Annotated in this window: 9 protein-coding genes, 2 tRNA genes and 1 pseudogene; 9 read left to right on the forward strand and 3 right to left on the reverse strand. The window is 66.1% G+C overall.

The window, feature by feature from the left end; genetic code table 11:
• Positions 1-249 precede the first annotated feature (249 nt).
• From dnaA to H1R19_RS00045, 9 genes and pseudogenes are all read left to right on the forward strand, one after another.
• Positions 250-1,770 (forward strand): chromosomal replication initiator protein DnaA, encoded by a 1,521-nt coding sequence (gene dnaA / locus H1R19_RS00005; RefSeq protein WP_188330605.1) that lies wholly within the window; start codon positions 250-252, stop codon positions 1,768-1,770.
• An 881-nt stretch (positions 1,771-2,651) separates the two neighbouring features.
• Positions 2,652-3,821 carry a DNA polymerase III subunit beta gene (gene dnaN / locus H1R19_RS00010; RefSeq protein WP_188330606.1) on the forward strand — a complete coding sequence of 390 codons (1,170 nt, stop codon included), beginning with the start codon at positions 2,652-2,654 and terminating at the stop codon, positions 3,819-3,821.
• A 35-nt stretch (positions 3,822-3,856) separates the two neighbouring features.
• Positions 3,857-5,029: pseudogene (recF, locus tag H1R19_RS00015) on the forward strand (DNA replication/repair protein RecF); the annotation flags it as partial.
• A gap of 181 nt (positions 5,030-5,210) precedes the next feature.
• Positions 5,211-5,798 (forward strand): DUF721 family protein, encoded by a 588-nt coding sequence (locus H1R19_RS00020; protein WP_219850270.1) that lies wholly within the window; start codon positions 5,211-5,213, stop codon positions 5,796-5,798.
• A 343-nt stretch (positions 5,799-6,141) separates the two neighbouring features.
• On the forward strand, positions 6,142-8,208 hold the full coding sequence (gene gyrB / locus H1R19_RS00025; RefSeq protein ID WP_188330608.1) for a DNA topoisomerase (ATP-hydrolyzing) subunit B: 2,067 nt from the start codon (positions 6,142-6,144) through the stop codon (positions 8,206-8,208).
• 35 nt (positions 8,209-8,243) lie between these two features.
• Positions 8,244-10,733, forward strand: coding sequence for a DNA gyrase subunit A (gyrA, locus tag H1R19_RS00030; RefSeq protein WP_188330609.1), 2,490 nt, complete (start codon positions 8,244-8,246; stop codon positions 10,731-10,733).
• Positions 10,734-10,836: 103 nt separating this feature from the next.
• Positions 10,837-11,841 carry a DUF3566 domain-containing protein gene (locus H1R19_RS00035; protein WP_219850271.1) on the forward strand — a complete coding sequence of 335 codons (1,005 nt, stop codon included), beginning with the start codon at positions 10,837-10,839 and terminating at the stop codon, positions 11,839-11,841.
• A gap of 67 nt (positions 11,842-11,908) precedes the next feature.
• Positions 11,909-11,982 (forward strand) — tRNA-Ile (locus tag H1R19_RS00040).
• A gap of 61 nt (positions 11,983-12,043) precedes the next feature.
• Positions 12,044-12,119 (forward strand) — tRNA-Ala (locus tag H1R19_RS00045).
• A gap of 70 nt (positions 12,120-12,189) precedes the next feature.
• On the opposite strand, the gene H1R19_RS00050 is transcribed toward H1R19_RS00045, so the two are convergent.
• Genes H1R19_RS00050 through H1R19_RS00060 form a run of 3 tightly spaced genes read right to left on the reverse strand, consistent with a single transcriptional unit; the run spans position 12,190 to position 15,409 of the window.
• Positions 12,190-13,389 (reverse strand): acyl-CoA dehydrogenase family protein, encoded by a 1,200-nt coding sequence (locus H1R19_RS00050; RefSeq protein WP_188330611.1) that lies wholly within the window; start codon positions 13,387-13,389, stop codon positions 12,190-12,192.
• A gap of 60 nt (positions 13,390-13,449) precedes the next feature.
• A complete protein-coding gene (locus tag H1R19_RS00055; protein WP_219851868.1) occupies positions 13,450-14,640 on the reverse strand; it encodes an MFS transporter in 1,191 nt (396 codons plus the stop codon).
• A 7-nt stretch (positions 14,641-14,647) separates the two neighbouring features.
• Positions 14,648-15,409: a GntR family transcriptional regulator gene (locus H1R19_RS00060; protein ID WP_188330612.1), complete on the reverse strand. Its 762-nt coding sequence runs from the start codon at positions 15,407-15,409 to the stop codon at positions 14,648-14,650.
• Positions 15,410-15,577: the final 168 nt, after the last annotated feature.

Below are 15,577 nucleotides of genomic sequence, written 5' to 3' on the forward strand. Positions count from 1 at the left end.
GATTATCAGCCGACGCGAGTCAATCGTCCAGATCGCTTTGTACCCCGCCTGGACCTCTGTTACGTTGCTCAAAGCGTCGGCCGCCCTCCCCGGAGAATCGCTCCAGGTTCCTGGTCCAGACCAAGGTCCCCAGTTCGTCATCAGTGTTGTACACAGGTGTGGATAACTCTGTGGAGAGACTGATGCGACAGCACAGATGCCACCGTCCTCGTCAACGCTGGTAGTTTTCCGGACCAGGAGGCCAGCCCCGTGACATCAGACCGCGACACATTCGGTGAGGTGTGGAAACAGGTCGTCGGTGAACTCAACGACGACGAAGCCGCACGCGACCACGAACCACTCACACGCCAGCAAAAAGCTTGGCTGTCGTTGGTTCGTCCACTCACTCTCACCGAGGGATTCGCCCTGCTGACCGTGCCCACCGCGCTGGTCCAGGAGCAGATCGAACGCAATCTCCGCGAGACCATCCGATCGGTGCTGAGCCGTCATCTCGACGAGCCGGTCGATCTCGGTGTCCGCATCGCGACGCCCCGCAACGACGAAGCGGTCGGCGACACGTCGGCGTCCGATCCCCGCGTCGTCAACGGCACCGCATCGATCGCAGGCGGGTCCAATTACCCGGCCGCGCCGGTCGGCGCAGGATTCGCACCGGCAGCTCCGGCTCCCGAGGCTCAGCGTCCATCCGGGGACTGGGCGTCCTACTTCGCCGAGCGGCCGACCACCACGCCGCCGGCCACGGGCGCAAATCTCAACCCCAAGTACACCTTTGACACTTTCGTCATCGGTGCGTCGAACCGTTTCGCGCATGCATCGGCGGTCGCGGTGGCCGAGGCACCGGCACGCGCCTACAACCCGCTGTTCATCTGGGGTGAATCCGGACTGGGCAAGACCCACCTGTTGCACGCGGCGGGCCACTACGCGCAGCGTCTCTTCCCGGGGATGCGCGTGAAGTACGTCTCGACCGAAGAGTTCACCAACGACTTCATCAACTCACTGCGCGACGACCGTCGGGTCGCCTTCAAACGCCGTTACCGCGATGTGGACGTACTGCTCGTCGACGACATCCAGTTCCTCGTCGGCAAAGAAGGTATCCAGGAAGAGTTCTTCCACACCTTCAACACCCTGCACAATGCGAGCAAGCAGATCGTCATCTCCTCGGATCGGCCGCCCAAACAGCTTGCAACACTTGAAGATCGGCTCCGGACTCGCTTCGAGTGGGGCCTGATCACCGATGTTCAGCCGCCCGACCTGGAAACCCGCATCGCCATCCTGCGCAAGAAGGCGCAGATGGACAACATCGCGGTGCCCGACGACGTGCTCGAGTTGATCGCGTCGAAGATCGAGCGCAACATCCGTGAGCTCGAAGGTGCGTTGATCCGGGTGACCGCCTTCGCCTCGCTCAACGACGCCGCTCTCGACAAGTCGCTGGCCGACGTCGTCCTGCAGGCGCTGCTGCCGAACTCGGGCACGCTCGAGGTCAGTGCCGCCAGCATCCTGGCCATCACCGCCGAGTACTTCGACATCTCCATCGAGGAGCTGTGTGGCCCCGGCAAGACCCGCTCGATCGCGCAGGCACGTCAGATCTCGATGTACCTGTGTCGCGAGCTCACCGATCTGTCGCTTCCCAAGATCGGCGAGACGTTCGACCGTGACCACACCACGGTCATGTACGCCGAACGCAAGATCCGCAAGGAGATGGCCGAGCGTCGTCGTGTGTACGACCACGTCCAGGAGCTGACCGCGCGCATCAAACAACGCGCCGTCGGCTGAACCCGGGACTCCTGTAGCGCGCCCGGCGTCCCACTCCGTCGCTTCTTCCATATCTCCCGACACCGCACCTCCCGAGCCCACGCTCGGGAGGTGCGGTCGTCGTCGGGGCACCCCTCGGCCCTCTCCGGGCGCGCTCGTCGCCCCCTGGGGTTCCGCCCTACACGTGGGGTCCGGCGCCTGTCGCCGGGCGCCATTAAGGGCACAGGGAGTGCAGGACGACCGCGCGTCGATGTGGGGCCGGCAGATGAGGGGATCCGGCCCGCGAGCCACGAGCGTCGCCGGGGCAGGGGAGTGCCCGATTCGGTCCGTCGACGGCATCCGGAAAGAACAACTCTGTTCCTCGGGTCGAGGGTCCGGAGTGTCGAAACCCGATCACCGGGCACCGGATCCGACGCGAATCGGGGTGATTTCGGTCCGTCACAGCCTGTGGATGAGCCCTGGGATAACCGGGGTCGATGTGTGCACCGTCGGTGGACGCAGCGCGAACAACATGAATACTCCACAGGCGGGGCCGATTCGGCTCAGTGTCAGTCCACCGGTCATGCACATGCCCGTACACGCCCGGACTGGCCCGATGTCGGAGTTGTGCACAGATTCCACAGCTCCTATTACTTAGATGGATCCCTCTCTAAAGAGAATCTTTTGTAAGAAGGTGTGTGCACAGGTGGCCCCGCACGGCCGATGAACGACAACTCGTCGACGAGGCGTCGAGTTGGCCCCAACCATCCCGGCTACGGTGGTGGCGTTCTACAGTGGGATTCCTGGAAGTGGGACCTTCCGACCGATGACGCCGACCCGCGGTGATCCCCGAGTTGGATCGATCCCAGCGTCGGATCCCAACGTCTGCGGATCCCAACGAGAGAGAAGGGCAACCTCCCAGCATGAAGTTTCGTGTCGCGCGTGACGAGTTCGCTGATTCCGTCGCCTGGGTCGCTCGCAGCCTCCCCTCTCGTCCGCCGGTCCCGGTTCTGGGCTGTGTGGTCCTCAACGTCGGCGAAACCGGACTCACCGTGTCGGGTTTCGACTACGAGGTCTCCGCCCAGGAGACCCTGGGTGCCGAGGTCGCCGAGCCGGGCCAGGTACTGGTCTCGGGCCGTCTGCTGGCCGACATCACCAAGGCCCTCCCGCACAAGCCGGTCGATGTGACCCTCGACGGTTCTCGTGTCACGATCACCTGCGGCAGCGCGAAGTTCTCGCTGCCGACGATGCCGGTCGAGGACTACCCGCAGCTGCCCGACATCCCGGCGATCACCGGCACGATTCCCTCGCAGCTCTTCGCCGAGGCCATCTCGCAGGTCGCCGTGGCGGCGGGCAAGGACGACACCCTGCCGATGCTGACCGGTGTGCGCGTGGAGATCGAGGGCAACTCCGTCGTCCTCGCCGCGACCGACCGTTTCCGCCTTGCGGTTCGCGAATTGCAGTGGGAGCCTTCAGATCCCGATACCAAGGGCGCAGTTCTGGTCCCGGCCAAGACGCTGTCGGAGAGCGCGAAGACCGCAGGTGCGGAGGGCACCGGTGTGGTGTCGCTGGCTTTCGGCGGCGGCGCCGCCATCGGATCCGACGGGATCCTCGGCATCCTCGGCGAGACCAAGAAGACCACCACCCGGCTGCTCGACGCGGAGTTCCCGAAGTTCCGCCAGCTGCTGCCGGCCAGCCACACCGCGGTCGCCACCATCGACAGCGCGCCGCTCATCGAGGCGATCCGCCGCGTGGCGCTCGTCGCCGAACGCGGTGCGCAGGTCCGGATGGAATTCACCGAGGGATCCGTGCTGCTCACCGCCGGTGGCGACGAGGCAGGCAAGGCCGAGGAAGAGCTGCCCGTGTCGTTCCAGGGTGAGCCGCTGACCATCGCGTTCAACCCGGGCTACCTGCAGGACGGGTTGTCGGCGATCAACGCCGACTCGGTGGACTTCGGGTTCACCACCCCGAGCCGTCCGGCCGTGCTGCGTCCGGCGAGCGGTGAGGACGCCGTCGCCGACGAGTCCGGGGCCTTCGTCGCACCCGAGAGCGCATTCAGCTACCTGCTGATGCCGGTCCGTCTCCCGGGCTGATCCGCATCCGTCACCGCTGATCACCGGGCCGCCTCATGTTCGTCCGTGAGCTGCATCTGAGGGATTTCCGATCGTGGCAGGCCGTCGACCTCGATCTGACACCCGGCCCGACGGTGTTCACCGGTCGCAACGGCTTCGGCAAGACCAATCTGCTCGAGGCGATGTTCTACATCGCCACCCTGCGGAGTCACCGGGTGAGTTCCGACGCCCCTCTCGTGCACAGCGGATCCGCGTCGGCGCTGGTCACGGCGACCGTCGAGAACGACGGACGCGAACTGACCGCCGAACTGCGGATCAACGCCGAGGGCGCGAACAAGGCGTCGATCAATCGCAGTCCGGCACGACGACCCCGCGACCTGCTCGGGATCCTGCGCACGGTGCTGTTCGCGCCGGAGGATTTGTCCCTGGTCCGCGGGGATCCCAGCGATCGGCGCCGTTTCATCGATGAGCTGGTCGCCCAGCGCGGACCCCGATGGGTGGCGGCTCGCGCCGACTACGACCGTGTACTCCGCCAGCGCTCGGCGCTGCTCAAGACCGCGGCCGCGGCACTGCGGCGCGGCGGGGACCAGGCGGATTCGGTCATCAGCACCCTCGACGTGTGGGATGAACAGCTCGCCGACCTCGGTGGTCAGGTGACCGCCGCCCGGCTGGGTGTGCTCGCCGAACTCGAACCCCATTTCACCGGTTCCTACGCGTCGATCGCACCCCACTCGAGACCCGCGACCCTGCGCTATCGCCCGGCCGGCGGTGCCGAGATCGTCGAGGTGACCTCGGAGGCCATCACCGAGGTCCTTGCCGCACGGCTGTCCGCGCTGCGGGACAAGGAGATCGAACGGGGGATGTGCCTGGTGGGTCCGCACCGCGACGACATCGACATCGTTCTCGGTACCGACGTCGCGAAAGGCTTTGCCTCACACGGTGAATCGTGGTCGCTGGCGCTGGCGTTGCGCCTCGGATCCGTCGAGTTGACGCGCGCCGAGGGCATCGAACCGGTCATCATGCTCGACGACGTGTTCGCCGAACTCGACGCCAAACGGCGCGCCAAACTGGTCGAATTCACCGCCGGCGCCGAGCAATTGCTGATCACCGCGGCAGTGGCCGAGGACATCCCGGGGGAGATCGGGGGACGCCGGATCGCGGTCGACGTGCTCGACGACGACGCCGGCCGGCGCTCGTTTCTGGTGGCAGGTCCCGAATCTTCTGGTGCCGAATCTTCTGGTGCCGTGTCGTCTGATTCGGAGTCTTCGGGTCCCGCATTGTCGGTGGTGCCGGGCATGATCACATCGGGTGCCGGGCAACCAGCCGGTGCGCACGGGTCAGGTGACGAATCCGGTGTCGGGCAATCCGCTGCCGGGGCACCGGCCGTCGAGGGATCCGAGGGGGAATCGGATGGGTGAGGAACCACACGCCGGCGTGCCCGACGGCTCGGGATCATCTGCGGCGCGCGCGACGCCGCCGGGTGAACTCGGCGGGTACGAGCGTGCGCGCAAGGCACTCGAGGAGGCGCGGGCGCAGGCCAGGGCGTCGGGAAAGTCGGTCGGTCGGGGCCGGGCATCGCCGGTACGCCGGGCTCCCCGGGGCGCACAGGGACGTCGACGCTGGTCCGGGTCGGGACCCGACGCGCGCGATCCGCAACCGTTCGGGAGGCTCGTCGGCGGTCTGGCGAAGGACCGGGGCTGGCAGGAGAAGATCGGCGAGGGCACGCTGTTCGGGATGTGGGAGCAGATCGTGGGTTCCGACATCGCCGCACATGCCCAGCCGATTGCGTTGCGCGAGAACATACTTCACGTTCAGGCCGAGTCGACGGCCTGGGCCACGCAGCTGCGGTACGTGCAGGCGCAGATCCTGGCGAAGATCGCCGCGGCGATCGGTGACGGCCAGGTGAAGTCGTTGCGCATCAGCGGACCGAAGGGACCGTCGTGGCGAAAAGGCGAGCGACACGTGCGGGGTCGTGGTCCGCGTGACACCTACGGTTGAGCGGCGCCTAGCAGACTCGCCGGGACAATACTAGTTGCTGCGGCCCGTGAGCCGATTTTCCTCCCCAGGCCACAACCGGACCGGGTTTGTTCCCGAAAAATCGATCTGAGGGCCTGTTAGCGGCCCCGGATGCACGTCCCTGGGCGAGTCAGGCAGTACACTGGGGAGAGTTGTCCCGACAGGGGTGAACAGCGACAGGCCAACTGTCGTCCTCAGGCTACCCGGATGAAAGTCCGGGTATCGCTGTGTGCGAATCGGCTGCGTGCCCCTGGTCGAGAAAGATCGACGACGGATCTCCGACTCCCGGAACCGTCGGTGAGCAGAACAGGAGCGGACGCACCTCGTGGCCGACACCAACGACACCGGATCCAAGAGCCGTAAGCCGAAGAAGCCGGCAGATTACGGCGCGGACTCGATCAACATCCTCGAAGGTCTGGAAGCCGTCCGCAAACGGCCCGGCATGTACATCGGTTCCACCGGTGAGCGCGGTCTGCACCACCTGATCTGGGAGGTCGTCGACAACTCGGTCGACGAGGCGATGGCGGGCTTCGCGAGTCGCGTCGACGTCACACTCCTCGAAGACGGCGGCGTCCAGGTCGTCGACGACGGCCGCGGCATCCCGGTGGAGATGCACCGCACCGGTGTCCCCACCGTCGAGGTCGTCATGACCCAGCTGCACGCCGGTGGCAAGTTCGATTCCGACTCCTACGCGGTCTCCGGTGGTCTCCACGGCGTCGGTATCTCCGTCGTCAACGCCCTGTCGACCACGGTCGAACTGGAGATCGCGCGCGACGGCTACGAGTGGTCGCAGACCTACACCTACGCCAAGCCGGGTGAGCTCGTGCAGGGGAGTGCCTCGCGGAAGACCGGCACAACCGTGCGGTTCTGGCCGGATCCCGAGATCTTCACCGAGACCACCCGGTTCAATGCCGAGACGGTGGCACGTCGTCTGCAGGAGATGGCCTTCCTCAACAAGGGTCTGACCATCAGCCTGACCGACAAGCGTCCCCAGGCGGTCGAAGCACCGGGGGAGGCCGACGGCGACGAGGAAGCCGCGTCATCCGACGTCGCCGAGGCTGTGAAGTCGGAGACCGAAAAGGCTGTGGCGGCGGCGAAGCCGAAGACGCGCACCTATCACTACCCCGACGGCCTCGTCGACTACATCAAGCACCTCAACCGCACCAAGCAGTCGATCCACAACACCGTCATCGGTTTCAGCGCCAAGGGCGACGGTCACGAGGTCGAGATCGCCATGCAGTGGAACGCGGGATACTCCGAGTCGGTCCACACCTTCGCGAACACCATCAACACCCACGAGGGCGGCACCCACGAAGAGGGCTTCCGCGCCGCGCTGACCAGCACGGTCAACAAGTACGCGCTCGACAAGAAGCTGCTCAAGGAGAAGGACGGCAAGCTCACCGGCGACGACATCCGTGAGGGTCTCGCCGCGGTCATCTCGGTCAAGGTCGCCGACCCGCAGTTCGAGGGCCAGACCAAGACCAAGCTCGGCAACACCGAGATCAAGGGCTTCGTCCAGCGCACCTGCAACGAGCATCTCGGGCACTGGTTCGAGGCGAATCCGGCCGAGGCCAAGATCATCATCAAGAAGGCTGTCGACTCCTCGCAGGCGCGCATGGCGGCGCGTCGTGCCCGAGAGATGGTGCGGCGCAAGACCGCCACCGACATCGGTGGTCTTCCCGGCAAGCTCGCCGACTGCCGCAGCAACGATCCCACCAAGTGTGAGGTCTACATCGTCGAGGGCGACTCGGCCGGTGGCAGCGCCAAGTCCGGCCGCGACTCGATGTACCAGGCGATCCTGCCGCTGCGCGGCAAGATCATCAACGTCGAGAAGGCACGGATCGATCGCGTGCTGAAGAACGCCGAGGTCCAGTCGATCATCACCGCCTTCGGCACCGGCATCCACGATGAGTTCGACCTCAGCAAGCTGCGCTATCACAAGATCGTCCTGATGGCCGACGCCGACGTCGACGGTCAGCACATCTCGACGCTGCTGCTCACCCTGCTGTTCCGCTTCATGCGTCCGCTCATCGAGCACGGCCACGTGTTCCTCGCGCAGCCGCCGCTGTACAAGCTGAAGTGGCAGAAGTCGGCACCGGAGTTCGCCTACTCCGATCGCGAGCGCGACGGTCTGCTCGAGGCCGGCCGCGCCGCGGGCCGCAAGATCAACACCGAGGACGGCATCCAGCGTTACAAGGGCCTCGGCGAGATGAACGCCAAGGAACTGTGGGAGACCACCATGGACCCGGCCGTGCGGGTTCTGCGCCAGGTGACGCTCGACGACGCCGCAGCCGCCGACGAACTGTTCTCCATCCTGATGGGTGAGGATGTCGCCGCGCGCCGCAGCTTCATCGCGCGGAACGCGAAAGATGTCCGCTTCCTTGATGTCTGATCGTCACCAGGCCTCGCCGGCAGAAAGAACACACCATGACTGACACCACCCTGCCGCCCGCCGACGGCGAAGGCGATCGCATCGAACCTGTCGATCTCGGACAGGAGATGCAGAAGAGCTACATCGATTACGCGATGAGCGTGATCGTCGGTCGCGCGCTGCCCGAGGTGCGCGACGGCCTCAAACCGGTGCACCGCCGTCTGCTGTACGCATCGTTCGACGCAGGTTTCCGTCCGGACCGCAGCTACGTGAAATCGGCGAAACCCGTTGCGGAGACGATGGGTAACTACCATCCCCACGGCGACACCGCGATCTACGACGCACTCGTGCGCCTCGCGCAGCCGTGGTCGATGCGGTACCCGCTCATCGACGGCCAGGGCAACTTCGGCTCGCGCGGCAACGACGGCGCCGCCGCCATGCGTTACACCGAGGCCCGACTCACCCCGCTCGCCATGGAGATGTTGCGTGACATCGGCGAGGACACAGTCGATTTCACGCCCAACTACGACGGCAAGACCACCGAGCCGACGGTTCTGCCCGCACGCATCCCGAACCTGCTGATCAACGGTTCGGGCGGTATCGCCGTCGGCATGGCCACCAACATGCCGCCGCACAACCTCAACGAGGTTGCCGACGCCGTGTTCTGGGCGCTGGAGAACCACGACGCCGACGACGAGACCACTCTCGCGGCGTGCATGGACTGCATCAAGGGACCCGACTTCCCCACGGCCGGACTGATCGTCGGCAGCCAGGGCATCAAGGATGCCTACATGACCGGTCGCGGCAGCATCCGCATGCGCAGTGTCGTCGACATCGAGGAGAACAAGGGCACCACCACACTGGTGGTCACCGAGTTGCCCTACCAGGTCAACCCGGACAACCTGATCCAGTCGATCGCCGAACAGGTCAACGAGGGAAAGCTCAAGGGCATCAGCCGGATCGAGGACCAGTCCTCGGACCGCGTCGGTATGCGCATCGTGGTGACCCTGCGTCGCGACGCGGTGGCCAAGGTCGTGCTGAACAACCTGTACAAGCACAGTCAGCTGCAGACCAGCTTCGGTGCCAACATGCTGTCCATCGTCGACGGCGTGCCCCGGACGCTGCGCCTCGACCAGATGATCCGCTACTACGTCGCGCATCAGATCGACGTCATCGTGCGCCGCACCCGATACCGGTTGCGCAAGGCCGAGGAACGCGCCCACATCCTGCGCGGTCTGGTGAAAGCCCTTGACGCACTTGACGAAGTGATCGCGCTTATCCGTCGCTCGGCCAACACCGAGACCGCCCGCACCGGGTTGATGGACCTGCTCGACATCGACGAGATCCAGTCCGACGCCATCCTCGCGATGCAGCTTCGTCGCCTGTCCGCCCTGGAACGCCAGAAGATCGTCGACGAGCTCGCCGAGATCGAACTCGAGATCGCCGAGTACAAGGACATCCTCGCCAAGCCCGAGCGCCAGCGCGCAATCGTGCGCGACGAGCTCAAGGAGGTCGTCGACAAGTTCGGCGACGAGCGCCGGACCCGGATCATCGCCGCCGACGGTGACGTCAGCGACGAGGATCTGATCGCCCGCGAGGACGTGGTCGTCACGATCACCGAGACCGGATACGCCAAGCGCACCAAGACCGACCTCTACCGCAGCCAGCGGCGCGGCGGTAAGGGAGTGCAGGGTGCGGGTCTCAAGCAGGACGACATCGTCAAACACTTCTTCGTCTGCTCCACCCACGACTGGATCCTGTTCTTCACCACCAAGGGCCGGGTCTACCGAGCCAAGGCCTACGAGCTCCCCGAGGCCAACCGCACCGCACGCGGCCAGCACGTCGCCAACCTCCTGGCCTTCCAGCCGGAGGAGCGGATCGCCCAGGTCATCCAGCTCAAGACCTACGAGGACGCGCCCTACCTGGTGCTCGCCACCCGCAACGGTCTGGTCAAGAAGTCCAGACTGGTGGACTTCGACTCCAACCGCTCCGGTGGCATCGCCGCGATCAACCTGCGTGGTGAGGACGAGCTCGTCGGTGCACAGCTGTGCAGCGCCGACGACGATCTGCTCCTGGTGTCGCAGAAGGGGCAGTCGATCCGGTTCCACGCCGACGACGAGGCACTGCGGCCCATGGGTCGCCAGACCTCGGGTGTGCAGGGCATGCGGTTCAACGCCGACGACACGCTGCTGTCGCTCAACGTCGTCAGCGAGGGCACCTACCTGCTGGTTGCCACCTCGGGCGGATACGCCAAGCGCACCGGCATGGACGACTACCCCGTCCAGGGCCGCGGCGGCAAGGGTGTGCTGACCATCGCGCACGACCGTAAACGCGGCGAACTCATCGGTGCGCTCATCGTCGACGACGACTCGGAGCTCTACGCGATCACCTCCGGCGGCGGAGTCATCCGCACGACCGCCAAGTCGGTCCGCAAGGCCGGCCGCCAGACCAAGGGTGTGCGTCTGATGAACATCGAGGAGGGCACCACGGTCATCGCGATCGCCCGCAACGCCGACGAGCCGGACGAGGCCGAGGTGTCGTCGTAGGCGTTAGGGTGAACATCACTGTTTCTCGACCAGTCGGTGACGGTGAGACATGACCCGACGCCGATCGAGGCAAAGTCAGTGACGCCTGAGTGAGGGAACGCCTGTGAGCACACCGAACGAGCCGCATCAGGACCAGAACGGGCACCCCACCGGGGGTCCCGCAGGTCCCGGAACGGGTACCCCGACCGGGGGACTGGTGCCGCCGTGGCAGCGGGGCCCGGCGGACGACTCGACCACCGCGCCGACCGAGACGTTCGGTCGCGACGACGCTCGAGGCGGACCTCCTCAGGACAGTTCCGGCGGCCTGCCGGCGGAACTCCGCGGTGGTCCGGCCCAGGACCCCCGCGGTGGTCCGCCGCAGGATCACCGGGGCGGCCCGCCGCAGGATCACCGGGGCGGCCCGCCGCAGGATCACCGGGGCGGCCCGCCGCCGCGCGGCATCGTGACCAACAGCGGTACCGCCGCGGCGAGCATGAGCGGCCAGCAGGCGCCGGTCACCAAGCTCGACAACCCGCGGCGGTCCGGGACGGCCACGGCGACCGAGGAGCCGGGATTCGTCGAATCACCGACCAGCACGATCGACCGAGGCCATCTGCTCGATCACGATCTGCCCGATCTCGATCAGATCCACCACACCGCGGATCTCAAGCGTGCGCCGGAGGCGGCGCCCGCGGCCGCTCGGACCACGACCGCTCGGACCACGACCGCGTTGCGGTCCGCGCCCCGTCAGGTGCCCGCCGCCGGCACCGCACTGAGGGCAGCGGTGCAGGTCCGCCGGATCGACCCCTGGGCGACGTTCAAGATCGCCGCCGTGCTGTCGGTGGTCGGGTTCTTCATCTGGATGATCTCGGTGGCCGTGCTGTATCTGATCCTCGACGGCATGGGCGTGTGGGATCAGGTGAACAACAGCTTCGGAACGCTCGTGGCCGACGAATCGAGCGTCGGGGGAGACGTCATCGGGGCCGGCACCGTTTTCGGCGCAGCGGCGCTCCTGGGGGCCGTCAACGCCATCCTGCTGACGGCCCTCGCGACCATCGGCAGCTACATCTACAACATCTGTGCCGACCTTGTCGGTGGCGCCGAGGTGACACTCGCAGACCTCGACTGAGGCGAGCTCCTGACCAGCCGTTTTGTTGGTTCGGGCATCGGTCGGGTAATCTTCGGTCTCGGTTCAAGGGCCTATAGCTCAGGCGGTTAGAGCGCTTCGCTGATAACGAAGAGGTCGGAGGTTCAAGTCCTCCTAGGCCCACTGCGACACGGTGTTTCCGACACCGCATTCGCATCCCTTCCAACCGGTTCTCGGTCGGTACGGGGCCTTAGCTCAGTTGGTAGAGCGCTGCCTTTGCAAGGCAGATGTCAGGAGTTCGAATCTCCTAGGCTCCACCACTTCGCACGAAGAGAAACGCACCACCGGTCTGGACCGGTGGTGCGTTTCTGCGTAGTGGGGTCGGGCTGTCTAGACCTTCAGTTTGTAGTCCTTCAGCAGCGCGCGGCCGATGATCATCTTCTGGATGTCGGAGGTGCCCTCACCGATCAGCATGAACGCGGCTTCGCGGTAGAGCCGCTCGATCTCGTATTCCTTGGAGTAGCCGTATCCGCCGTGGATGCGGAACGAGTCCTGCACGACCTCGTTGCAGTACTCGGCGGCGAGCATCTTGGCCATACCGGCGCCGACGTCGTTGCGTGCACCGGTGTCCTTGAGACGGGCCGCCCTGACCATCATCGCGTGGGCGGCCTCGACCTTGGTGGCCATCTCTGCGAGGCGGAACAGGATCGCCTGGTGATCGGCGATCCGCTTGCCGAAGGTCTCGCGTTGCTGTGCATAGGCGATCGCGAGCTCGAAGGCCCGTAGCGCGATGCCGCAGGCACGGGCCGCGACGTTGACGCGCCCGACCTCGACGCCGTCCATCATCTGGTAGAAGCCCTTACCCGGTGTCCCGCCGAGGACCTGGTCCGGCGAGACCCGGTGGCCCTCGAAGACGGCCTCGGTCGTGTCGACGCCCTTGTAGCCCATCTTGTCGATCTTGCCGGGGATGGTCAGGCCCGGAGCGGTCTCGCCGAAGCCAACCTCCTTCTCGACGAGCATGGTGGTCATGTTCTTGTAGACGCTGTCGGCTCCCTCATCGGTCTTGCACAGCACGGCGATGAGGTTCGACGTGCCGCCGTTGGTGAGCCACATCTTCTGGCCGTCGATCGTGTACCAGCCGTCGTCGCCTCTGGCGGCTCGCGTCCGGATGGCTGAGACATCGGAGCCCAGGCCCGGTTCGGACATCGAGAACGAGCCCCGGACCTCTCCGGTGGCCATCCTGGGCAGGTACCGCTGCTTCTGCTCGTCGGTCCCGTGTCGCATGAGCATGTAGGCCAGGATGAAGTGGGTGTTGATCACGCCGGAGACGCTCATCCAGCCGCGGGCGATCTCTTCCACGCACAGGGCGTAGGTCAACAGGGACTCGCCGAGTCCCCCGTACTCCTCGGGGATCATCAACCCGAAGACGCCCAGCTCCTTGAGACCGTCGACGATCTCCTGGGGGTATTCGTCGGCGTGCTCGAGCTCCGTCGCCACCGGCAGGATCTTCTTTTCGACGAAGGAACGGACCGCCCTGATGATCTCGGTCTGTTCCTCGGTCAGTCCGTCGGTGGTGCACAGCTGGCCCATTGGAGTTCTCCTTTGTTGGGTGTTTGGGTGTCGGTGGGTGGGGGATCAGGGGGAGGGACCTCACCCCGAGTCGGGCCGCATGTTCACCGTGGCCGTCAAGGTGAGCAGCCCCGAGGAGATCAGGAGCAGGCCGCTGGCGTGGAAGATCGCGCCGACGCCGATCAGACCCGACAGGGCGCCCGCTGCGATCGGAACCGTGACCTGACCGATGCGGTTGCCGGCGAGCCTGACCGACAGCGCGGCGGCCCGGTTGCGCGAGTCGGCGATCAGCGTCACCCACGACATGGTGAGCGGTTGGCCGACTCCCCAGAAGAAGCCCATCAGCAGCATCGCGAGCATCAGCGGGACGACGGCCGAGGTGAACGGGATCAACGCCATCGGAACACCCGAGACGAGCGTGGCGGACACCAGCAGCCATCGTCGCGGTATACGTCGTAACAGTATCGGCATCGCCGCCCGGGAGATGACCGACGTGACGGTGCGGCCGGTGAGCAGCGCGGTGACGGTCGCGACGCTCAACCCCATCGTCTGCCCGAGGACGGGAAGGTAGGCCATCAGCAGATCCATGGCTGTGAGGACGGTCAGGCTGGAGTACATCGCCGGCTTCATCCCGGGAGTCGCGAGGAGCCGGAACGTCGACTGCTGACCGTCGACGGCGTCGGACTGGCTGACCCGTTTGGTGTCGCCGGGTGCGAAGACGAACGCGAGTGGGACGGCGGCGGCCGCGATCGCACCCATGACGAACAGTGCCGGGCCGGTGCTGACGACACCGGAACCATGGGTGGTCAGTGTCGCGACGAGTCCAGCGATGGGGAAGCCGAGTAGCTGTCCGGCCGACACACTGAGGGTGAGGTGGCCGAAGCGGCCGTCCATCCGGTCGGGGGGCGACCACAGCGCGACCATGCTCTGGCATGCGACCGTGTGCAGCATCTGGGCCAGACCCAGGGTGGCGCTCGCGACACCGAGGATGGCGAGATTCGAGCTCATCGCGGCGAGGAGTACGGCGACAACGGTGAGCCCGAGGCCCAATCTCAGTGCCGGAACGGCCAATCCGCGGTCGACGGCGCGCCCGATCCGGAGGGCGACGACCAGGGGGAGGATCGCGAACACCGCGGTGATGACACCGACGTCGACGCCGTCACCGCCCAGTGCCAGGACGCGGTAGGAGATGAGGGTGCGGACGCCACTGAGAACGGCATGTGACAGCAGCGTGGCGACCGCGACGGAAACGAACCAACTGGGCCGCCGCAAGACGGCGTCAGCGTCCGGGCTCGGCGACGGCCGGGGCGGTGCCCGCGGATGCCTCCGTGTTGCCGGTCGGTCCCGCGTTCCCGGATCCCTGAGCGTGGTCGGGTCCCTCGGCTCGCAGGTCGGTGTTGGTCTGGCGTAGCTCCCAGGCGTGCAGGACGTGGTCGCGCATGGCGGTGCGCGCGGCAGCGGCATCGCGGCGTCCGATGGCCGCGAGGATCTCGTCGTGGTCCTTGTCCAAGGCGGCGGAGAAGGACTTGACGCGCCACAGCGTGATCGAGGGGCTGAACCGCTCCCACAGGTGGCGGACCGAGTCGGCGACCACCGTCGAGGCATTGGCGTAGATCGCGAAGTGCAACTGCTGGTTGAGGAGTGAGAGCCGGGCCGGATCATCGCCGGCCGCAGTCGCCGACACCAGGGCGTCGTTGGCCCGGACGATCTCCTCGTAACCCTCGTCGGTCATGCGCTCGACGGCGATCTCGCAGGCCAGTCCTTCGAGTTCGGCGCGCATCCGATAGAGGTCCTGGGCCATCTGGGGGGTGAAGTCACGCACGGTGGCCCCCCGGTGACTCGTGTATTCGATGGCGCCGTCGCCGGCCAGGATCCGCAGGGCCTCGCGGACCGGGGTCGGACTCACGCCGTACCGCTTCGCGATGGCGGTCTGCCGGATCTGGTCGCCGGGGTTGATGACGCCCGACTCGATGTCGGCCCGCAGACGTTCGAGCACGTAGGCCGTACGGCTCTGGGGTAGGGGTGCGTTGATCTGGGTCACTGCGGTCGGCTCCTGATCGGGCTGGGGTTTCGCAGACAGAATGCCGGGATCTCCCGGGCTACTGAGCAGTAAGCATAGCAGGGAACATTCTATAGGCGAGACAAAAGATTCTATAAACTATTGACTATTGCCGGTCTTCTCTGTCAGGGTATGACCCGGCTCACGTGA

It is taken from the genome of Gordonia jinghuaiqii (genome assembly GCF_014041935.1).
GTDB classification, from domain to species: Bacteria; Actinomycetota; Actinomycetes; order Mycobacteriales; family Mycobacteriaceae; genus Gordonia; species Gordonia jinghuaiqii.

Coding starts and splice junctions, on each gene's coding strand:
- H1R19_RS00020 (WP_219850270.1), top strand. CDS start 5,211: ATGGGTGAGGAACCACACGCCGGCGTGCCCGACGGCTCGGGATCATCT.
- H1R19_RS00050 (WP_188330611.1), bottom strand. CDS start 13,389: ATGGGCCAGCTGTGCACCACCGACGGACTGACCGAGGAACAGACCGAG.
- dnaN (WP_188330606.1), top strand. CDS start 2,652: ATGAAGTTTCGTGTCGCGCGTGACGAGTTCGCTGATTCCGTCGCCTGG.
- gyrA (WP_188330609.1), top strand. CDS start 8,244: ATGACTGACACCACCCTGCCGCCCGCCGACGGCGAAGGCGATCGCATC.